This window comes from Neotabrizicola shimadae (assembly GCF_019623905.1).
Lineage (GTDB): Bacteria > Pseudomonadota > Alphaproteobacteria > Rhodobacterales > Rhodobacteraceae > Neotabrizicola > Neotabrizicola shimadae.
The window spans coordinates 3,485,500-3,504,805 of record NZ_CP069370.1 but is presented as its reverse complement, the minus strand read 5'-3'; the positions used below and the strand labels follow the sequence as shown (position 1 = coordinate 3,504,805).

The 19,306-nt window shown below is 68.1% G+C and carries 17 protein-coding genes; 7 read left to right on the top strand and 10 right to left on the bottom strand.

Annotated features, from left to right (window positions below; genetic code table 11):
* Position 1 precedes the first annotated feature (1 nt).
* The 3 genes from tdh to JO391_RS16975 are packed head-to-tail and all read right to left on the bottom strand — an operon-like array spanning position 2 to position 2,912.
* Entirely contained in the window at positions 2 to 1,027 is a 1,026-nt protein-coding gene (gene tdh, locus JO391_RS16985; protein ID WP_220664607.1) for an L-threonine 3-dehydrogenase, read from the bottom strand.
* An 8-nt stretch (positions 1,028 to 1,035) separates the two neighbouring features.
* Positions 1,036 to 2,247 (bottom strand): glycine C-acetyltransferase, encoded by a 1,212-nt coding sequence (locus JO391_RS16980; RefSeq protein ID WP_220661622.1) that lies wholly within the window; start codon positions 2,245 to 2,247, stop codon positions 1,036 to 1,038.
* Positions 2,244 to 2,912 carry a hypothetical protein gene (locus tag JO391_RS16975; protein ID WP_220661621.1) on the bottom strand — a complete coding sequence of 223 codons (669 nt, stop codon included), beginning with the start codon at positions 2,910 to 2,912 and terminating at the stop codon, positions 2,244 to 2,246. Before JO391_RS16975 ends, JO391_RS16980 begins: the two co-directional genes overlap by 4 nt.
* 201 nt (positions 2,913 to 3,113) lie before the next feature.
* On the opposite strand from JO391_RS16975, the gene JO391_RS16970 reads away from it, so the two are divergent.
* Positions 3,114 to 3,884, top strand: coding sequence for a DUF6478 family protein (locus tag JO391_RS16970; protein ID WP_220661620.1), 771 nt, complete (start codon positions 3,114 to 3,116; stop codon positions 3,882 to 3,884).
* Positions 3,885 to 3,963: 79 nt separating this feature from the next.
* Positions 3,964 to 4,266 (top strand): hypothetical protein, encoded by a 303-nt coding sequence (locus JO391_RS16965; RefSeq protein ID WP_310795043.1) that lies wholly within the window; start codon positions 3,964 to 3,966, stop codon positions 4,264 to 4,266.
* A 38-nt stretch (positions 4,267 to 4,304) separates the two neighbouring features.
* On the opposite strand, the gene JO391_RS16960 is transcribed toward JO391_RS16965, so the two are convergent.
* Entirely contained in the window at positions 4,305 to 5,093 is a 789-nt protein-coding gene (locus JO391_RS16960) for an exodeoxyribonuclease III (RefSeq protein ID WP_220661618.1), read from the bottom strand.
* Between the two features lie 67 nt (positions 5,094 to 5,160).
* Entirely contained in the window at positions 5,161 to 5,988 is an 828-nt protein-coding gene (map, locus tag JO391_RS16955) for a type I methionyl aminopeptidase (RefSeq protein ID WP_220661617.1), read from the bottom strand.
* 112 nt (positions 5,989 to 6,100) lie between these two features.
* Between map and JO391_RS16950 the strand changes: the two genes are divergently transcribed.
* Genes JO391_RS16950 through JO391_RS16940 form a run of 3 tightly spaced genes read left to right on the top strand, consistent with a single transcriptional unit; the run spans position 6,101 to position 8,506 of the window.
* The gene (locus tag JO391_RS16950; RefSeq protein WP_220661616.1) at positions 6,101 to 6,820 is read left to right on the top strand and encodes a competence/damage-inducible protein A; all 720 of its coding nucleotides are present in this window, start codon (positions 6,101 to 6,103) and stop codon (positions 6,818 to 6,820) included.
* Complete coding sequence (locus tag JO391_RS16945) at positions 6,817 to 7,515, top strand: GNAT family N-acetyltransferase (protein WP_220661615.1); 699 nt, start codon at positions 6,817 to 6,819, stop codon at positions 7,513 to 7,515. Before JO391_RS16950 ends, JO391_RS16945 begins: the two co-directional genes overlap by 4 nt.
* Before the next feature lie 19 nt (positions 7,516 to 7,534).
* The gene (locus tag JO391_RS16940; RefSeq protein WP_259444737.1) at positions 7,535 to 8,506 is read left to right on the top strand and encodes an OmpA family protein; all 972 of its coding nucleotides are present in this window, start codon (positions 7,535 to 7,537) and stop codon (positions 8,504 to 8,506) included.
* Positions 8,507 to 8,541: 35 nt separating this feature from the next.
* Here the strand turns inward: JO391_RS16940 and JO391_RS16935 are convergent, their stop codons facing one another.
* The 3 genes from JO391_RS16935 to JO391_RS16925 form a co-directional block, all read right to left on the bottom strand.
* Positions 8,542 to 9,447, bottom strand: coding sequence for a LysR family transcriptional regulator (locus tag JO391_RS16935; protein WP_220661614.1), 906 nt, complete (start codon positions 9,445 to 9,447; stop codon positions 8,542 to 8,544).
* A 129-nt stretch (positions 9,448 to 9,576) separates the two neighbouring features.
* On the bottom strand, positions 9,577 to 10,416 hold the full coding sequence (locus JO391_RS16930; protein WP_220661613.1) for a DUF6544 family protein: 840 nt from the start codon (positions 10,414 to 10,416) through the stop codon (positions 9,577 to 9,579).
* 56 nt (positions 10,417 to 10,472) lie between these two features.
* On the bottom strand, positions 10,473 to 12,482 hold the full coding sequence (locus JO391_RS16925) for an NADPH-dependent 2,4-dienoyl-CoA reductase (protein ID WP_220661612.1): 2,010 nt from the start codon (positions 12,480 to 12,482) through the stop codon (positions 10,473 to 10,475).
* 220 nt (positions 12,483 to 12,702) lie between these two features.
* Between JO391_RS16925 and JO391_RS16920 the strand changes: the two genes are divergently transcribed.
* Positions 12,703 to 13,599: a lysophospholipid acyltransferase family protein gene (locus JO391_RS16920; RefSeq protein WP_220661611.1), complete on the top strand. Its 897-nt coding sequence runs from the start codon at positions 12,703 to 12,705 to the stop codon at positions 13,597 to 13,599.
* 133 nt (positions 13,600 to 13,732) lie between these two features.
* Complete coding sequence (locus JO391_RS16910; protein ID WP_259444736.1) at positions 13,733 to 15,820, top strand: amidohydrolase family protein; 2,088 nt, start codon at positions 13,733 to 13,735, stop codon at positions 15,818 to 15,820.
* A gap of 96 nt (positions 15,821 to 15,916) precedes the next feature.
* On the opposite strand, the gene JO391_RS16905 is transcribed toward JO391_RS16910, so the two are convergent.
* Together JO391_RS16905 and JO391_RS16900 are read right to left on the bottom strand one after the other, a co-directional pair.
* Positions 15,917 to 17,896 carry an oxidoreductase gene (locus JO391_RS16905; RefSeq protein ID WP_220661610.1) on the bottom strand — a complete coding sequence of 660 codons (1,980 nt, stop codon included), beginning with the start codon at positions 17,894 to 17,896 and terminating at the stop codon, positions 15,917 to 15,919.
* A gap of 270 nt (positions 17,897 to 18,166) precedes the next feature.
* Complete coding sequence (locus JO391_RS16900; protein ID WP_220661609.1) at positions 18,167 to 19,306, bottom strand: aminotransferase class V-fold PLP-dependent enzyme; 1,140 nt, start codon at positions 19,304 to 19,306, stop codon at positions 18,167 to 18,169.

The following is a 19,306-nucleotide window of genomic DNA, read 5'->3' as shown; positions in this document are numbered from 1 at the left end:
GTCACGTCCAATCCAGCACGACCTTGCCCGAAAGGCCCGATCGCATCGTCTCGAACCCCTCGCGGAACTCGGCCACCTTGAAACGGTGGGTGATGACCGGGCGGATATCCAGCCCGTTGGTCAGCATGGCGATCATCTTGTACCAGGTCTCGAAGATCTCGCGGCCATAGACACCCTTGATGGTGATGGCCTTGAACACGATCCGCGACCAGTCCACCGGCGACTTGCCCGGCGGAATGCCCAGCAAAGCGATGCGCCCGCCCATCACCAGGTTCTCGACCATCTGGTCCAGCGCCTGCTGGTTGCCCGACATCTCCATCCCCACGTCGAAGCCCTGCGCCAGCTTGAGCCGGGCAATCACGTCCTTCAGGTCTTCCTGTGCCACGTTCACCGGCGTGCAGTCGGCGACCTTTGCCGCCAGTTCCAGCCGCGCCGGGTTCACGTCGGTGATCACCACATGCCGCGCCCCCACATGCCGGGCGACCGCGGCCGCCATGATCCCGATTGGCCCGGCCCCGGTGATCAGCACATCCTCGCCCACAAGGTCGAACGACAGGGCCGTGTGCACGGCATTGCCAAGCGGGTCGAGGATCGCGCCGATCTCGTCGTCGATCTCATCCGGCAGGGGCACCACGTTGAAGGCGGGCAGGCGCAGGTAATGGGCAAAGGCCCCCTGTTCGTTAACGCCGATGCCACGGGTTTCCGGGTCCAGGTGGAACTTGCCCGACCGGCTTTGCCGCGAGTGGTGACCGATCAGGTGGCCCTCGCCAGAGCACCTTTGCCCGATCCTAAGGTCGGTCACGTTGCGGCCCACATCCACGATCTCGCCCGCAAACTCGTGGCCCGTCACCAGCCCGACAGGCACGGTGCGTTCCGCCCAGGCGTCCCAGTTCCAGATGTGGATGTCCGTGCCGCAGATGCCGGTCTTCTTGACCCGGATCAGCACGTCGTCCGGCCCGATCTCGGGCACCGGGCGGGATTCCATCCACAAGCCGGGCTCGGGCTTTGCCTTCACCAGCGCGGTCATCATGTTGGTCATTGCAGGGCTCCGGTGGCACGGCCCGCCGCGGCAAAGGCGGCCAGGGCTTCGTCAAGATCGCTGCGCGTCAGCCGCGCGTTCATCTGGGTGCGGATACGGGCCTGGCCCTTCGGCACGACAGGGAAGAAGAAGCCCGCCACATAGACGCCGCGCGCATCCAGTTCGCGCGCCATGTCCTGTGCCAGCCGGGCATCGCCCAGCATCACCGGCACGATGGGATGTTCGCCCGGCAGCAGGCGGAAGCCCATGCGTTCCAGCCCGGCGCGCCAGTATCGGGCGTTTGCGAACAGCCGTTCACGAAGGTCGTCGGCCCGTTCCACCAGGTCCAGCGCGGCCAGACCGGCGGCCACCACCGGCGGCGGCAAGGCATTGGAGAACAGGTAAGGCCGCGCCCGTTGGCGCAAGAGGTCGATCACCGGCTGCGGCCCGGCGATGTACCCGCCAAGCGCCCCGCCAAGCGCCTTGCCAAGCGTGCCGGTCAGGATGTCCACCTTGTCTGCCACGCCGTGATGATGCGGCGTGCCGCGGCCCTGCGGCCCCATGAAGCCGGTGGCGTGGCAGTCGTCCACCATGACCAGCGCGCCGAACCGGTCGGCCAGCGCCGTCACCTCGGGCAGATTGGCCAGATAGCCGTCCATTGAGAACACGCCATCAGTGGCAATCAGGATGTGCCGAGCGCCTTCGGCCCGGGCCTTCTGAAGTTGCGCCTCCAACTCGCCCATATCCGAATTGGCAAACCGATAGCGCCGCGCCTTGCACAGCCGGATGCCGTCGATGATCGAGGCGTGGTTCAGGCTGTCCGAGACGATGGCGTCCTGCTCACCCAGAAGTGGTTCGAACAGGCCACCGTTGGCATCGAAGCAGGCGGCGAACAGGATGGCATCGTCCTTGCCCAGGAATCCGGCCAGGCGCTGTTCCAACTGCCGGTGCAGGTCCTGCGTGCCGCAGATGAACCGGACAGAGGCCATACCGTAGCCGTGGTCGCGCATGGCCCGTTCGGCCGCTTCGACCAGCGCCGGATGATCGGCCAACCCGAGGTAGTTGTTGGCGCAAAGGTTAATGACCTCGCGTTCGCCCGAAGGTCCGGCGATGCGGACACGCGCGCCCTGGGCCGAAACGATCAGCCGTTCACGCTTCATAAGCCCGTCGGCCTCTATCCCCTGCAAGGTGGCGGTCAGGTCGGACAGGAAGGCGGTTCTGCCGGTCATTCTGGGTCTTTCTGCCAGGAAACGGGAAGGGGTGGATAGCAAATGCCGCGAAACGGCGGGAAATCGGCATATCGGGCAGTTCGGGTTTCGGCATCCTCGCGCGGGTCAGCCGCGGCGGCAAGCAGCTTGCCCCTGGGTGCGATGAAGGAGGCGATCTCTCGCACGGGGTCTTCGCGCCAGGTCAGATTGAAGGCCGCGCGCACCGGAAAGAACTGCAGGCCCGAATGGGGCAGGTGGTCATGCAGCCACCAGGCCAGGTCGCGCCAATCGCGCCCGCGTTCGTACTGGTCGGCAAACCACGGAATGACGATGCAGGCGGTGGCGCCCATACGTCCCGCCGCATCGCGGCGGTCCCAGATATGGCCGGCATAGCTTGCCTCGTTCCGCGCGCAGTTCAGGCCGCGCTCGTTGCCGAAGGCATTGACCAGCACGCTGCGGTATGACGAGCGGATGGCGATGGGGCCGAAGGTCTCGACCAGGGGGTCCAGGCACTCGGTCGCCAGCCTGCTGCCGGCAGCGATCATCAGGTCCGGATCGTCGGGCAGGTTGGGCAGGACGTGGAAGTTCGCGATTTCGGAATACAGGAAGTCGCGCAGGAAGAAGTGCCGCGACAATCGCGTGCGCCCCAGCCGTTCCAGGAGGTCGAAGGAGGTGATCGCGCGCATGGTGCTCCTCTGCCGGCAGCATAGCATGACGGCCAGACCGCCGGCATGTGCCCTCTGCGTCACCTCTGGCCCGGTGGCGACCTGGGCGGCCGATTTCACCCTTCCCGGTTGCAGTCGGCGCTGCTAGTCAAAGCGCAAAGCCGATATCAGGAACTTGTTTCCCTTTCGGCGACAATATGCGGCGGAATGCCGAGGCAATTGATGGCACGGATCCGGGACCTTATCGACAAGATGGAACAACGGCGCAGCTTGCGCCGCTGGTCCGAGGCCGCCGATGACGCGGCTGCTGCCGATACCGAAACCCTGCGCGGCCTGCGCAGCCGGGCCCGTGCCCTGCGGCGGCAGCTGGACCGGGTGATCCATGTGGCAGAGCACCGCCTGGCCCTGCCCGTCATCGGCCCCAACCCGATCCGCAAGCCCTGGGGCACCGACTGGGCCTGGCGCCCCGACCTTTGGCGCGGCCCGATCTCCGTGCCTGGCCTTGCTTCTGTTCCGGGTCGTACGCCGGTGACCGATGGCGTGGTGATCTATCACGATTGCCGCGCCAGCGAGCTGACCTTCCGTCAGATCCGCAATTCGCGGGCCGAGGACATCGCCCCCTTCGGCTTTCGCATGGATGTGTTCCGCTTCGACGGCTCGTATCTCTCTCTGGCGGTGGATCTGCCGGACGAGGCGGCGCAGGGATTGCGGCTGACGCACCTGATCCGCGTCGATGTCATCGTCGAGATGGAGAAACCCCTGGAAATCTTCGCCCGGCTGAACGTGAAACATGGGCCGAACGTGGAACAGATGGTGCGCGAACTGCCGCTTGGCGCCGAAGAGGTGATGGCAGAGTTCGATCTTGCCTATACCAAGATCGACGAGCGGCGGGTCGAAAAGCTGTGGCTGGACCTGATCTTCGAGGGGCCGGAGATGAACCAGGTGGTGCTGCGCGACCTGACGATCACGCGGCGCCCGCGGGCGGAACTGTGAGGGAAGCATGGCCGGACCGCAACTGACGCAAACACGTATTCGCAGCGGTTTTTGGGAAGGAAACCTGACGGGGGTCGATGTGGCCCCGCCGCTTGAAGTGCGGCACCTGGAACAGGTGCTGCCGGGTATGACCGTGACCGAGGTTCCCGGCCGCGCCGGCAACTGGCTGGTGCGTGTGCCGATCCCGCCCGAAGTGCTGAGCGAGGGCGTGCAGACCTTCATCATCCGCGAGCAGGGCAAGGACGAGACACTGGCGCATTTCACCGTGGTCACCGGCGTTGCGCTTGAAGACGACCTTCGCGCCGAGATCGACCTGCTGCGCGCCGAGCTTGACCTGCTGAAGCGCGCCTTCCGTCGGCATTGCGTCGAGACCATGGGCTGACCGGGACGAATGGCGGCGCGGCCCGGCGTCCACCCCGGTCAAAGATCGAACGTGGCGAAGACCGGGGCATGGTCGGACGGCTGGTCCCAGCCCCGGACATCGCGCAGGATGCGGCTGGAATGGCCCGCATTGGCGATGTCGGCAGTGGCCCAGACATGATCGAGCCGACGGCCCTTGTCCGCGGCGTTCCAGTCGGGCGAGCGGTAGGACCACCAGGAGTAAAGCCGCCCCTCGGGCAGGTTGGCGCGGGTCACGTCGACCCAGCCTCCGGCCTCGCGCGCCTCGTTCAGGTGATCGACCTCGATGGGCGTGTGGCTGACGATCTTCAGAAGCGCCTTGTGATCCCACACATCATCCTCGCGCGGGGCGATGTTCAGGTCGCCCACCAGGATCGACCGGGCGGGCCGCTGTTCGTGGAAATGGTCGCGCAGGTGGGTGAGGTAGTCGAGCTTTTGCCCGAACTTCACGTTCTGGTCGCGGTCGGGGATGTCGCCGCCGGCGGGGACATAGCAGTTGTGGATGGTCACGCCGTTGGGCAGCCGGGCCGAGACGTGGCGGGCGTGGCCCAGGCCGGCGAAATCGGTCTCGCCCGTGTCTTCGAGCGGCAGCTTCGACAGGATGGCGACGCCGTTGTAACCCTTCTGGCCGCGGGCGACCATGTGCGTGTAGCCAAGCGCATGGAAGCCTTCGGTCGGGATCATGTCGACCGGCGACTTGCATTCCTGCAGGCACAGCACGTCCGGCGCCTCTTCGGCCAGAAGCCGCGACACCAGCGCCGCGCGCAGGCGGACCGAGTTGATGTTCCAGGTGGCAAGGGTGAAGGGCATGGCGGGAGTCTCCGGCGGTGAGGCGGCGGAGGTTAGGGCGGGGCCGGCGGGAAGGAAAGCCCGCGCGTCAGGGTGTGGAGTGGAACAGACCTGCCGGCGAGAGCGTGAAGATCTCGCAGCCCGTGGCAGTGACCCCAACGGAATGCTCGAACTGCGCGCTGTCGCGGCCGTCGCGTGTGACGGCGGTCCAGTCGTCGGCGAGGATCTTCGTCTCGGGCCGGCCCAGGTTCACCATCGGTTCGATGGTGAAGAACATGCCTTCCTCCAGCACGGCGCCGGCCCCGGCGCGGCCATAGTGCAGCACGTTCGGCGGGGCATGGAACACGCGGCCCAGGCCATGACCGCAGAAATCGCGCACCACGGACATGCGCTGCGCTTCGACGTAGGACTGGATGGCATGGCCGATGTCGCCAAAGGTGTTGCCGGGCTTCACCATGGCGATGCCGCGCATCAGCGCCTCGTGCGTGACGTCGATCAGGCGCTTGCGCCAGGGCTTGATGGGACCGGCGGCATACATGCGGCTGGTGTCGCCGTACCAGCCGTCGACGATGACGGTCACGTCGATGTTGAGGATATCGCCTTCGGCCACCGCGCCGGTGGACCGACCGGGGATCTTGGCGCCGGGGATGCCGTGGCAGACCACCTGGTTGACCGAGATGCAGGAGGCGTGGCGATAGCCCTTGTAGCCGATGGTGGCAGACACGACACCGCGCCGCTCGATTTCGGCGGTGATGAAGTCGTCCAGTTCGGCCGTGGTGACACCGGGTTGCACCAAGGGGCCCACGGCATCAAGGATTTCGGCGGCCACCTGGCCGGCCGCGCGCATGCCGCCAAAGTCCGCATCCTCATAGATGCGGATTCCATCCCGGGTGATGCGGCCGCGCGTTTCGTCCATCGGGGTCTCCTGAAGCTGCCCCTAGATAATGCGGGCGGGGCGGAATGGCCAGAGGCCGGGGGTTTCCCCGCCTGGGCCGCCGCCCTATACCCAACGCAAAATGGAGAGCGCCATGCCAAACCCTACCGCCGCGATGCTGGTGATCGGAGACGAGATCCTGTCGGGGCGCACCCGCGACAGCAACCTGCACTTCCTGGCGGGGGTGCTGACGCAGCGGGGGATCCGGCTGGTCGAGGCGCGGGTGGTGGCCGATGACCACGACGCCATCGTTGCCGCGGTGAACGCGCTGCGGTCTGGGGTGGACCATGTGTTCACTTCGGGCGGCATCGGGCCGACGCATGACGACATCACGGCGGATGCGGTGGCGGCGGCGTTTGGCGTGGCCATCGGCAAGCGGGCGGATGCCATGGCGCTGTTGTCGGCGCATTACGCGCGGCAGGGGCTGGAGTTCAACGAGGCGCGGCAGCGCATGGCGCGCATCCCCGATGGCGCGGTTCTGATCGACAACCCGGTGTCGGTGGCGCCGGGCTTTTCCATCGGCAATGTGCATGTGATGGCGGGCGTGCCGCGGATTTTCGAGGCGATGGTGGCCTCGGTCATGCCGGGGCTGACCGGAGGCGATCCGCTCTTGTCGCAATCGCTCCGGGTGGAGCGGGGCGAGGGCGAGATCGCCGGGGCCTTCGGGGCTCTGGCGGCAGAGTATCCCGATCTGTCGATGGGGTCCTATCCCTTCCAGTCGAACGGGTTGCATGGCACGAACCTGGTGATCCGGGGCACCGATGCGGCGCGGCTGGACGAGGCGATGGGGCGGCTGACGGCGCTGTTCGGATGACGCCGGAGGTCCTGGCGCGGGTGATGGAAGAGACCTGGCCGCCGGCGGCGCGGGGGCGGCTTGGGCCATTCACGCTGCGCGATGGTGCGGGGGGTGGCAAGCGCGTGTCGGCGGCCTCTGTCGAGGGGGACTTCACGGCAGCAGAAATCGAGGCGGTCGAGGCCGAGGGCGTTCGGCTGTTCGTGGTGCGCGAAGGCCAGGCCGCGCTGGATGCGGCGCTGGCGGCGCGTGGCTACGCGGTGGTGGACCCGGTGGTGGCCTTTGCCGCGCCGGCGGCCCTGCTGGCCGAGCCAGCGCCGGAACCGCTGGCCGCATTTCCCCACTGGCCGCCTCTGGCGATCGCGCGCGAGATCTGGGCCGAAGAGGGCATCGGTCCGGCACGGGTGGCGGTGATGGAGCGCGCGCGGGGGCCGAAAACAGTGGTAATGGCGCGCACCAAGGATCATCCGGTGGGCGTGGCTTTCGTGGCGGTGTCGGGCGGCATTGCCATGCTGCATGCGCTGGAAGTCCGAACGGCGGCGCGTCGGCAGGGTTCCGCCAACAACATATTGCGGGTGGCGGCACGGTGGGCACTGGATCAGGGGGCTTCAACGCTGTCTCTGGTGGTCACAGAGGCAAACGCGCCGGCCCGGGCACTCTATGCTTCCCTCGGGATGCAGGTCGTGGGACAGTATCACTATCGACAGAAGAACTGAGCCCGTGAGGGGCCGAGCAGTGCGTGCAGGTCGCTCTTATCCGCTGATGCTGCTGTGCCTTGCCGCAGCGGGGCCTGCCCTTGCCATCGACCTTGCCCCACCCGCCCGCGTGACCGCGACCACGACCGAGGCTCCGGGCAGCTATCTTGTGCCCCTTGGACCATGGACGGCAGCGGGAATCCCCGGCCAAGAGGTCGAGGGAACCGTCACCCGGACCGCCTGGAGCCTTCCGCTGGATGGGCAGACCACCCTGGCACTGCTCGACACCCTGCGCCAGAAGATGCGTGACGAAGGCTTCGTCACAGTATTCGATTGCGCCGATGACGGCTGCGGCGGGTTCGACTTCCGCTATAGCACGACGGTTCTTCCCGAACCGGCGATGCATGTGGACCTGGGCGACTACCGCTTTGTCTCGGCACGGCGCGAGGGGACGGACGGGACAGACTGGCTGACGCTTCTGGTCAGCCGGTCGCAGGCCGAAGGTCATGTGCAGGTTGTGACGGTGACACCCCTCGGCACACCGCCCCCCGCGCGTCCGGCTGCGGTAAGCCAGCCGGAGCCTGCGGTCACGCCACCCCCGAGCGAAGCGGTCACGGCCCCGCCAGATGCGGCGCGCGCGGACAGCGGGGATCTTGTGGCTCGGGGCAGCGTGGTGCTGGAGGGGCTGGCGTTTCAAAGCGGCAAGGCGGCGCTGACCGATCCGGCCGCGCCGGCCCTGCAGGACTTGGCCGACTGGCTGAAGGCCCAGCCGGGCCGCCGTGTGACCCTTGTGGGCCATACCGATGCCTCGGGTAGCCTGGCGGCGAATGTGACCCTGTCGCGCCAGCGCGCGGCGGCGGTGCGCCAGGTGCTGATCGACCGCTATGGCATTCCCGCGGCCCAGGTCTCTGCGGAAGGTGTCGGCCCGCTGGCCCCGCGCGCCAGCAACGAGACCGATGAGGGACGGGCGCAAAACAGAAGGGTCGAGGCGGTTCTCGCCCCGACCCAGTAAGTGCAGGCCGCACGGGGAAACTCAGAAGGGACGGATCACCAGTTGTCGGGACCCTTGTCCATGAACCGACGCGCCATGAAGTCGATGAAGGCGCGGACCTTGGGCTGCGTGAAGCGGCCCGGCGGATAGACGGCATAGATGCCCAGCACCTCGACGGGCAAGCCGGGAATGGCCTCTTCCACCTGCCCGGCACGCATCGCATCGGCATAAAGGAACGAGGGCAGGAAGGCGATGCCAAGGCCCGAGATGGCAGCGTTCAGAAGCGACTGACCGTCGTTCACCGTCAGCCAGCCGGCGGTGCGGACCTGGCGCTTCTCGCCCGAAGGCGCGGTGATCTTCCAGACGTTGCCATTGGCCTGGTTGGAATAGTGCAGAAGTTTGTGTTCGTTCAGGTCGTCGATCTTGGCCGGGCGACCGAACTTCTGGAAATAGGCGGGCGAGCCGATCATCCGCTTGGACGTCTCGGTCAGCTTGCGGGCGCGCAGGCTGGAGTCTTCCAGCTCGCCCACACGGATCGCCAGGTCGAAGCCTTCACTGATCAATTCGACATAGCGGTTGTTCAGCACCATGTTCACGGTGATGTCGGGGTATTCCAGCAGGAAGTCGCCGAGGATCGGCGACAGCAGGTTCACCCCGAAATCGGTGGCGACCGAGATGCGCAGAAGGCCCGAGGGGGCCGATTGCATCGAGGTGACCAGCGCATCGGCTTCGCCCGCGTCATTCAGCACGCGGCGGGCGCGGTCGTAATAGGCGAGGCCGATCTCGGTGGGGCTGACGCGCCGGGTGGTCCGGTTCAGAAGCCGCGCGCCAAGCCGCGCCTCCAGCGCCGAGACGTGTTTGGACACAGCGGACTTGGAAATGCCCATCTTCTTGGCCGCGTCCGTGAAGCCGCCCTGGTCCACGACCATCGCGAAGGCTTCCATTTCAGTCAGTCGGTCCATTGTTCGCCCCTTGCGACGTGAGCAGCGTGATGAACCGTTATAGGCGACGAAATCGGGCAGGATCGGGGCGCGTCAGGGACCGATCCGGGGAAATGTCGGGGATCGTTGATGGCGCGTGAACGGCGGGGGTCAGGTGCTGACGCTGATGACGCGCGCCCGGAAGAAGGGTGTCCAGTCCGGCGTGCCCCAGAAATTGCCGATTTCCACCTCGGATGGCACGACCACCTCCCCAAAGGCCGCATCGGCCAGCATCCGGCCGCCGAACGGCTGCCAGCGGAAGGTCTTTTCCGGGTTGGCATCGCTCCAGCGTTCGGTGACGGCCTCGGTCACGCGGCCCTCCGGGTCGATGCGCAGCTCGATGGGGCGCAGGTCGGCCGGGCCGGGCAGGGTGACGCGGGCGCGGTCGGGGGCAAGCTCCTCCCAGACCGCGCCGTTCTGCGGCAAAAGCGCGGCCGGCGTCCAGACGCACTCCAGCGCCATGCGGCCGGCCGAGGCAAGGGCGTGATCGCGCGTGCCCCCGGCGCGCAGCACCGGGACGCCACCGCCGATACGGAACCGGGTCCAGCTGGTGTTGCCCGCGACATAGGCATCCGATCCGGCAAAGCCGGTGGGCCCGCGCCCGACCTCGGCCTTCCAGACAAAGCCGTGCGGCGGCGCGATGATCTGGCGCGCCGTCATGGGCAGCGCCTTGCCGTTCAGCGTGAAGGTGCCGCGCATGGCGATGTCGGCAACGCAGGACAGGGGCGCGCCGCTGGCCAGCGCGCGGCCAAAGTAACGGCGCGCGATGTCGGGCAGCCCCTCGACCATGGCAGGGTCATATCGGGGCGGTTCGACAGGACGCCGGGCGGCCAGCTTGTCCCAGACCGCCGTGGCGGCATCGTCGTCCCGCCTCCGGCCCCAGGCGAAGGCCGCCCAGGCAAGGCCCGCCACAACCGCCAGCCCCAGAACGATCCACTCCCAAAGCGCCATGTCCACCCCCTGCGATTCGCTCCCGCAGATTAGCGCAGCACGGCGCCGCTCTGGTGTCAGAGCTGCGCCGCCAGTCGCGCGCCTTCGTCGATGGCGCGTTTGGCGTCCAGTTCCGTGGCCACCGAGGCCCCGCCGATGACGTGAACGGCGCGACCGGCGCGTGTCAGGGTGTCCGCCAAGCTGCGCTCCGGCTCCTGCCCGGCACAGATCACCACGTCATCGACAGGCAGCACACCGTCCTGACCGTCGCGGGTGATGGCAAGTCCGTCGGCCGTTATGGCGCCGTAGCCAATGCCGCCCCACATGTGGACACCCCGATTGTCCAGGCTGGCGCGGTGAATCCAGCCGGTGGTCTTGCCCAGCCCCTTTCCGGGGCGGCCGGGGCGGCGCTGCAAAAGCCAGACCTCGCGGGCGGGAGCCGCGGGCTTCGGACCTTCCGGCGCAAGTCCGCCCGGTTCTTCGGCCGGATCGCCCACCCCCCATTCCGCGCGCCAGGCTTCGGCGTCCAGCGTGGCGCTTTCCCCGGATTGCGTCAGGTATTCGGCCACGTCAAAGCCGATGCCCCCCGCGCCGACGATGGCGACCCGCCGCCCGACAGGGGCGCCACGCAGCACCTCGGCATAGCCCTTCGCACGGTCCTGGCCGGGAAGGCCGGGGTCGCGCGGGCGGACGCCGGTCGCGATGACAACCTCGTCGAATCCGGCCAGATCGCCAGGCGTCACGCGGGTGGAAAGCCGCAGGTCCACGCCCGCGGCGGAAAGCTCGCCCGCGAACCAGTCCACCAGCCCGCGAAATTCTTCCTTCCCCGGCACCTCGCGCGCCAGCCTCAGCTGGCCGCCGACCTCTGCATCCGCTTCGAACAGCGCAACCTCATGCCCCCGCTGCGCGGCCACGGTGGCGCAGGTCATGCCGGCCGGCCCGGCGCCCACCACGGCAATGCGTTTGGGCGTGGTCGCGTGCGGATAGGTCAGCTCGGTCTCATGGCACGCGCGAGGGTTGACCAGGCAAGAGGTCAGCCGACCCGAAAAGGTATGGTCCAGGCAGGCCTGGTTGCAGGCGATGCAGGGCGCGATCCGGCGGGCCTGGCCCGCCCGCGCCTTGGCCATGAAGCCGGGGTCGGCCAGGAAGGGCCGCGCCATCGACACCATGTCGGCCAGCCCCCCGGCCAGCACGGATTCCGCAACCTCCGGCGTGTTGATCCGGTTCGAGGCGATGACCGGAATGCCCACTTCCTGCCGAAGCCGCCCGGTCAGATGCGCAAAGGCCGCGCGGGGCACAGAGGTGGCGATGGTCGGCACCCGCGCCTCGTGCCAGCCGATGCCGGAATTGAGGATCGTCGCCCCCGCGCCCTGGATCGCCCGCGCCAGTGTCACGATCTCGTCCCAGGTCGATCCGTCGGGCACAAGGTCGATCAGCGAGATGCGGTAGATCAGGATGAAATCAGTCCCGACCGCCGCCCGCACCTGGCGGACCACCTCGACCGGGAGGCGCATCCGGTTGGCATAGGCCCCGCCCCAATCGTCGGTCCGGCGGTTGGTGTGGCGGACGAGGAACTGGTTCAGGAAGTAACCCTCGCTGCCCATGATCTCGACACCGTCATAGCCCGCCTCGCGCGCCCTGCCGGCCGCGGCCACGATGTCGGCGATCTGCTTCTCGATTCCCGCTTCGTCCAGCTCGCGCGGCGCAAAGGGTGAAATGGGCGACTTCACCGCACTGGCCGAAACGCAATCGGGGCCGTAGGCGTATCGCCCGGCATGGAGGATCTGCATGGCGATCCGGCCACCCGCCTCATGCACGGCGGCCGTGACACGGGCGTGATGCGCCACGTCCTGCGGCCCGTACATGCCGGCCGCACCCGGAAACACCGCGCCTTCGCGGTTGGGCGCCACGCCGCCGGTGACGATCAGCCCCACGCCACCGCGCGCGCGCTCTGCATAGAAGGCAGCCACGCGCGCCCAGTCGCCGGTTTCTTCCAGCCCGGTGTGCATCGATCCCATCAGAGCCCGGTTGGGCAGGGTGGTGAAGCCAAGATCCAGCGGCTGGAAAAGATTTGGGTAGTGGGTCATTCGCGGCTCCTCCGTTCGTGTACCATGCCGCCTGCCCGCTCGCCTGTCAGCCCCGACGCCGCGTCATGCCGGTGCGGTCACTCGCCCCGCGGGACGCTGCGCTGCGAGACTGTCATCCTGCCGTCGCGCAGACGTCACGAAGCCCTGCCAGTCTCGGCAAACCCCGAAGGCCGATGACCGTCCAGATGCCCCGACCCACTCGCTTTGCCCCAGGTGCCGCATGACCCACGCGCTCATGCCCCCGGATTTCGCACCCGATCCGCCCGACTTCACCTATTCCCATGAAGGTCAAAGCGCCTTCCGCCAGAGCGTGATCCGCCTGATCGAACGCCTCGGCGGACAGCCGCAGCTTCTGGATCTCTATCTGGACTGGGCGGCCAACCCCGACCCGCGCGAAACCGTGTTCCAGGCCGCGCTGCGCCTCCTGCGGCTTGATGTCCGCCTTTCGGGGGCCCATCATCTGGATGCACTGCCGCGGCAGGGTGGCATCGTTCTGGTGGCCAACCACCCCTATGGCATCGTCGACGGCCTCACGCTCGGCTGGCTTGGATTGCAGCTGCGCGACCGCGTCCAGATCGTGACGAACAGCCTGCTCTGCCGTGTTCCGGCGCTGAACCCCTATCTCTTGCCCATCGACTTCTCAGGCACCGCCGAGGCCCGCCGTACCTCTGGCGACTCGCGCCGCCGCGCGATCCAGCGGCTCGAAGACGGTGGCGTCGTGGCGATCTTCCCCGGCGGCGGCGTTGCCACCGCCAATCGCCCGCTGACCGGGCGCGCAGTCGATTCCGACTGGCACCCCTTCCTGGGTCGCCTCGCCACCCACCCAGGCGTGACGGTGCTTCCGGTGCATTTTGCCGGCCAGAACTCGCGCCTGTTCCAGATCGCGAGCCACCTGTCCTATCCGGCCCGCGTCGCGCTGATCTTCCACGAAACCCGCCGTCGCATGGGCCTGCCACTCGATGTCACAATCGGTGCCCCTATACCGTCCGATGATCTTCGCCGCGCCGGCCGCACCGTCGCGGCCGCGTACCTGCGTGCACTGACCATGCGGCTGGATCCCAACCCGACCGAAGACCCGGACGAAGTCTTTCGCTGGCCCTCGCACATCCGCTTCTAGCCGATCAGGCCGATACCGGGCTTTCGACCATGAAACTCTTGCCATGCGGCGCGGGCAAGGGCACCGTTGCTGGAGGCAAGCTGCCCTACACCCGCACGGGCTGTCCGGCCCGAGCCCCGCAGGAGAGTCCGAATTGCGCCTTCTCCCCGCCCTCGCCGCCTGCTTCCTGACCTCCGCCGCGGGTGCCCAGGAACTCGCAAATCCCGCGGCCACCTTCTGCGGCGACCAGGGCGGCACCTTCCGCATCGTTACCGAACCCACCGGCCAGCGCGGTCTCTGCACCTTGCCCGACGGGCGTGAGGTGGATGCCTGGGACTACTTCCGCGAAAAGCACGGCGCGCTGCCCGCGCCTGAAGCCGATACCTCACTGGCCGACCGCATCTGGTCGGGCGGTCCGATCCTGACCATGACCGACGCCGCCCCCCGCGCCGAGGCCCTGGCCGAAAGGGATGGTCGCATCCTTGCCGTGGGCGCTCTGGAGGCGGTGCTTTCGCATCGCGGCCCCGACACGCAGATGATCGATCTGGCCGGCCGCACCCTGCTGCCCGGCTTCGTCGATGCCCACGGCCATGTCTACATGATCGGCATCCAGGCGATGTCGGCGAACCTGCTGCCCGCGCCAGATGGCGAGGTGAACGACATCCCCGCGCTGCAGGAAACGCTGCGCGCCTACACCGCCGAGTACCCTGACCGGGTGGAACGCGCCGGGCTGATCCTGGGGTTCGGCTATGACGACGCGCAGCTTGCCGAACAGCGCCATCCGACGCGCGACGACCTCGACGCGATCTCGACCGAGGTGCCCATCTATGTCGTCCACCAATCCGGCCATCTGGGCGTCGCCAATTCCCGGGCGCTCGAGCTTGCGGGCATCACCGCCGACACGCCCGATCCGACCGGCGGCGTCATCCGCCGCCGCGACGGCTCGACCGAACCGAACGGCGTGCTCGAGGAAAACGCCACCGCGCTGGTGCTCGGGGCCCTGTTCGGCTCCCTCGATGCCGAGGCGGGCCGCGCTATCTTCCGCGCGGGCGCCGATCTCGTTGCCTCCTACGGGTACACCACCGCGCAGGAGGGCCGCGCCACGCCCGCCGTGGCCCGGCTCATGCAGTCGGTGGCGACGGACGAGGGGCTCGACATCGACGTTGTCGCCTATCCCGACGTGCTGATCGACCGCGACTTCATCCTCGCCACCGCCGCACGCGACTACACCGACCGCTTCCGGGTCGGCGGGGCGAAGCTGACAATTGACGGCTCGCCGCAGGGCTTCACGGCGCTGCGCGACCGACCCTACTACAACCCGCCGCCCGGTTTCCGCGCCGACTACAGGGGCTATTCCGCCGCCACGCCGGACCAGGTTTTCGACGCCATCGACTGGGCTTTTGCCAACAACGTGCAGATCCTCACCCACTCCAACGGAGAGGGCGCCTCGGACATTCTGATCGCCGCCATCGGCACGGCGACCGAAAAGTACGGCCCGGCCGACCGGCGGCCGGTCCTGATCCACGGCCAGTTCCTGCGCGAGGACCAGGTGGACGCCTTCAACCGCCTGAACGTCTTCCCCTCGCTCTTTCCGATGCACACTTTCTACTGGGGCGATTGGCACCGCGACCGCACCGTTGGTCCGGTCTTGGCGGATAACATCTCGCCCACTGGCTGGCTGCGCGCGCGCGGCATGATGTTCTCCTCCCACCATGACGCGCCGGTGGCCTTCCCGGATTCCATGCGCATCCTTGATGCCACCGTGACGCGGCGTTCGCGCTCGGGCGACATCATCGGTCCGGACCAGCGTGTGGACGTCCTGACCGCGCTGAAGGCCATGACGATCTGGCCCGCCTACCAGCATTTCGAGGAAGGCTGGAAAGGCTCGCTCGAAGCCGGCAAGCTGGCCGACCTGGTGATCCTCTCCCAGGACCCGACGGCGGTCGACCCCGAGACGCTGGACTCGATCAAGGTGGTCGAGACAATCAAGGAAGGCGAGACGATCTACAGCATCGCGCAGAAGGAGGGGCGTCTCGACTATCGTCCGCTGCAGAACGGCACGGATCCCTATGCGGATTTCCTGCGTACTCTTGCGGTGATGCGGGACACTGGCGGCAGGGCGGTGAAGGGCATGTCTCCGGCAGCGCTGGCCCGCGGGCCCCATTCCGGCATCTGCGTCGCGGCGACGATCGGCGACATGTTGTCCCCGGCAGCGGATGGGTCGCAAGTCATTGCCAACTGAGTGCTGTCCGAGGCGGTTCCGAGTTAACCAAAGGTAAACATGGAACGGCAAGCCACTGATTCCATTTAATTTGCATAGGCGTCCGAGCTCGGACGCCTAGATTGCCAGCCCCAGCTTCCTGCCCTCGTGGATGGCGTAGGCCGCCAGCCGCGGGGCGGCGCAGTCGCCGATCCGATGGGTCTGCTTGCCGGCAAAGCTCTCAGGCCAGGGGTCGAAAGCCCGGTTCGTGGTGGCCATCACCAGCCCCGAGGCCGGGATGACCTCCTCCTCCCCGGTCAGAAGGCTCCGCACCGTCGCCCCGTTCCCGTGCCAGGCCGCCACCACCGCCTCGGTCACGAACCGCACCCCCAGCTTGGCCAAAGCCGCCCGCGCCCCGCCATCCGCGGCGGTCCGCGCGATCTCCTTGCCCACATGGGCCTCCGGGGTCACGATGGTCACCCGGTGCCCCCGCTCCGCCAGCGCCCAGGCCGTGCCCACTCCCCGCCAGTTCGACCCCTCGTCGTAAAGGATCACCCCGTCCCCCAGCCGGGCCTCGCGCCGCATCGCCGCCTCGGCCGGCCAGACCCCGCCCAGCTCGATCCCAGGCAGGCTCGCCTCCTGCGGCATCCACCGGCGGAACCCGGTGTCATCCGGTAGTGACCCCGTGGCTAGCACCACCACCTCCGCCCCGTGCGCCGCAATCTCCTCCTCGTCCAGGAAGCTGTTCAGCCTCAGCCTCACCCCCAGCCGGTCCAGCTCCCGCTCGTACCAGTCCAGCAAGTCCAGGATCTGCCCCCGCCGCGGCTGCATTCCGGCCAGTCGGAACTGCCCGCCCGTGACCGGCAGCGCCTCCACGACCTCCACCCGGTGCCCGCGCTCTGCCGCCACGCGCGCTGCTTCCAGCCCCGCAGGTCCCGCGCCCACCACCAGCACCTCGCGGGGCATGGCGGCAGGCTCGAACCGATCCCCACCCCATTCGAACTCCCGTCCCGCTGAGGGGTTCACCAGGCAGGAGATCCAGTAATCCCGCGACCGCCGCCCCCAGCACATCTGGTTGCAGGACAGGCAGGGCCGGATCTCTGCCGCCCGCCCCTCGCTGACCTTCCGGGCCAGATGCGGGTCGGCGATCTGGCCGCGCACGATGGACACCAGGTCCGCCTCGCCCGAAGAAAGGATCGTCTCGGCATTCTCGGGCGTCCGGATGCCTGCTTCCGAGGTGATCGCGGCGTGCCGGACCAGTGCCTTCAGCTGGGCGGTCATGGGCGTGGTCAGCTTCTCGGCCTTGGTGAAGGCCGGGATGATGCCGTCGAATTCCAGGTAGGACCCGAAGCCCACGGTGACATAGTCCACGTGGCCGGTGGCGTCGTGCAGGGCCACGATCTCGCCGAGTTGTTCGTCGGTCAGGGTCACGCCGGCATAGGCGGGGGAGTAGCTGGTGGCGAGGCCCACGATGAAATCCTCGCCGCAGTCGCGGCGGATGCGGTCGATCAGTTGCCGGGAAAAGCGGGTGCGGTTCTGCAGGCTGCCGCCCCACTTGTCGTCGCGGCGGTTGGACCAGGGCGTCCAGAACTGGTCGATCAGCGAGTGGTAGGCGGCCCAGACTTCCACCCCCTGAAAGCCGCAGTCCTTCGCCCGCCGGGCGGTGGCGGCATGGGCGTCCAGAAGCTCTTCGATCTCGGCCCCGGTCATGGCGTGGCTGCCGTCGCTGTCGTGGTAGGAGGGCAGGCCCGAGGGCGACCAGTGCGGCTGGAAGGAGAGGTCGGAGTCGCCGTGGGCGCCGACGTGGTAGATTTGCTGGATGATGACCGCGCCGGCGTCCTGGACGGCTTCGGTGATCCGGCGGAAATGGGGGATGATCTCGTCGGAGCCTTGCAGGAGGTTGCCGCGGGTCAGGACGCCGGTGCGGTGGGCCGGGACCGGCTCGCAGACCACCATCGCCGCCCCGCCCAGGGCGCGTTCCAGGAGGTAGCCGCCCATGCGGGGGCCCGGGAGGCCCTGGTCGGACATGTTGTTGGTATGGGCCCCGAAGACGATGCGGTTGCGGAGGGTCCGGCCCCGCAGGGCGAGGGGGGACATCAGGTGGGGATGCTGGGACATGGGGGCTCTTGGGCTCGGCCGGTCGGGGCAGAGTGAAGGCCTTTGGAGGGCCCCGTCAAGCCGGCCTGGTCCGGAGATTGGACCAGTTCCGAGGGGGCGTCCGAGCTCGGACGCGGATCAGAACCAATGAAATCAATATCTTGCGGACTCGAATTAACTCGGACGTAAGGATTGTCCGAGGTTGGACGGGTCAAGCCGCCGTAGGAAAACCCGCAGTCGCGGCATAAGCGGGCCGACGACCCGTGCCATTGGCCTTGTGGGACCGGGACGTCAGCCCTTGCGCAGTCCGGCAAGGGCGGCAAGGGCGCGGTCCACGCCTTCGGCAGTCGTCATCGCGCCCGGCGAGAGCCGCAGCAGCCGGCCACGGCCATCGGCGTGGACATCGGCCTGCGCCAGACGGGCCAGCGCCGGCTGAAGGGCTTCGGGACTGGGCAGCTTCAGCATCAGGCTGCCGCCGCGCCGGTCGAGGCTGGCGGGCGAGGCGAGGGGCAGGCCAAGCGTCTGCACACCGTCCTGAAGCCGCGACTGGAGCGCGCGGTTGTGGGCCAGAAGCGCGGCCTTGTCCTGCCGGGCGTGCCAGTCCAGCGCGGGCAGGCTGGCCGCTGCCGCCATGATGGCGGGGGTGCCGCTGTCGAAGCGGCGGATGTCGCCGGCATAGGAAAACCGGGTCAGGTCCCAGTTGAACGGGTCGGGCTGGCTGAACCAGCCGCGCAAGGGCGGGGCGGACTGCGCTGTGAGGTCTGGCGCGACGTAAAGCACGCCGGCGCCGGGCGATCCGCACATCCATTTCAGGCTGGTGGAGACGGCGAAATCCACCGCCGGAGCCCGCACATCGAAGGGCAAGAGGCCCGCGCCCTGGGTGACATCGACGCCGATCAGGCTGCCCATGCGGCGTCCATGCGCGACCATCGCGGCCACGTCAACGCGGTGCGAGGTGAGCGACGAGATCCAGGTGACAAGGGCCAGGCCCACATCGGGCGTCCAGGCGGCGAGGAAATCCTCGTCCTCGACCCAATCGGCGCCGGGGCGCAGCGGGACGGTGCGGAGCGTGAAGCCCAGCCGGTCGGCGAGGCCGGCCAGCAGGAAGTGGTTGGAAGGAAAGCAGTCCTCGGCGATCAGCACGGTGCGGCCGCGCAGATGGTGGTCCGGCAGGGCCAGAAGGATGGCGGCAACGGCGGAGGTGACGTTTTCGGTTGTAGTAAGGCTGGCTTCGGGCGCGTTCAGGATCGCGCGCCAGCGTCCAAGGAAGCGGTCGCGCAGGCCAAGCGCCATGGGCCATTGCGCGGTATCGGCCCGGCCCCAGGTTTCGGCGAAGGCCGCGAGGCCGCGCGCCATGTCCTGCGCCTTGCCGGGATACTGGCCGATGGAGTGATAGAGCAGGTAGCCGGAGCCGTCCGGGGCATCTGTCAT

Excerpts from the sequence above, each read along its gene's own strand:
- tdh (WP_220664607.1), bottom strand. The coding sequence starts at position 1,027 with ATGACCGCGCTGGTGAAGGCAAAGCCCGAGCCCGGCTTGTGGATGGAA.
- JO391_RS16980 (WP_220661622.1), bottom strand. The coding sequence starts at position 2,247 with ATGACCGGCAGAACCGCCTTCCTGTCCGACCTGACCGCCACCTTGCAG.
- JO391_RS16975 (WP_220661621.1), bottom strand. The coding sequence starts at position 2,912 with ATGCGCGCGATCACCTCCTTCGACCTCCTGGAACGGCTGGGGCGCACG.
- JO391_RS16970 (WP_220661620.1), top strand. The coding sequence starts at position 3,114 with ATGGCACGGATCCGGGACCTTATCGACAAGATGGAACAACGGCGCAGC.
- JO391_RS16960 (WP_220661618.1), bottom strand. The coding sequence starts at position 5,093 with ATGCCCTTCACCCTTGCCACCTGGAACATCAACTCGGTCCGCCTGCGC.
- map (WP_220661617.1), bottom strand. The coding sequence starts at position 5,988 with ATGGACGAAACGCGCGGCCGCATCACCCGGGATGGAATCCGCATCTAT.
- JO391_RS16950 (WP_220661616.1), top strand. The coding sequence starts at position 6,101 with ATGCCAAACCCTACCGCCGCGATGCTGGTGATCGGAGACGAGATCCTG.
- JO391_RS16945 (WP_220661615.1), top strand. The coding sequence starts at position 6,817 with ATGACGCCGGAGGTCCTGGCGCGGGTGATGGAAGAGACCTGGCCGCCG.
- JO391_RS16935 (WP_220661614.1), bottom strand. The coding sequence starts at position 9,447 with ATGGACCGACTGACTGAAATGGAAGCCTTCGCGATGGTCGTGGACCAG.
- JO391_RS16930 (WP_220661613.1), bottom strand. The coding sequence starts at position 10,416 with ATGGCGCTTTGGGAGTGGATCGTTCTGGGGCTGGCGGTTGTGGCGGGC.
- JO391_RS16925 (WP_220661612.1), bottom strand. The coding sequence starts at position 12,482 with ATGACCCACTACCCAAATCTTTTCCAGCCGCTGGATCTTGGCTTCACC.
- JO391_RS16920 (WP_220661611.1), top strand. The coding sequence starts at position 12,703 with ATGACCCACGCGCTCATGCCCCCGGATTTCGCACCCGATCCGCCCGAC.
- JO391_RS16905 (WP_220661610.1), bottom strand. The coding sequence starts at position 17,896 with ATGTCCCAGCATCCCCACCTGATGTCCCCCCTCGCCCTGCGGGGCCGG.
- JO391_RS16900 (WP_220661609.1), bottom strand. The coding sequence starts at position 19,306 with ATGACAGATGCCCCGGACGGCTCCGGCTACCTGCTCTATCACTCCATC.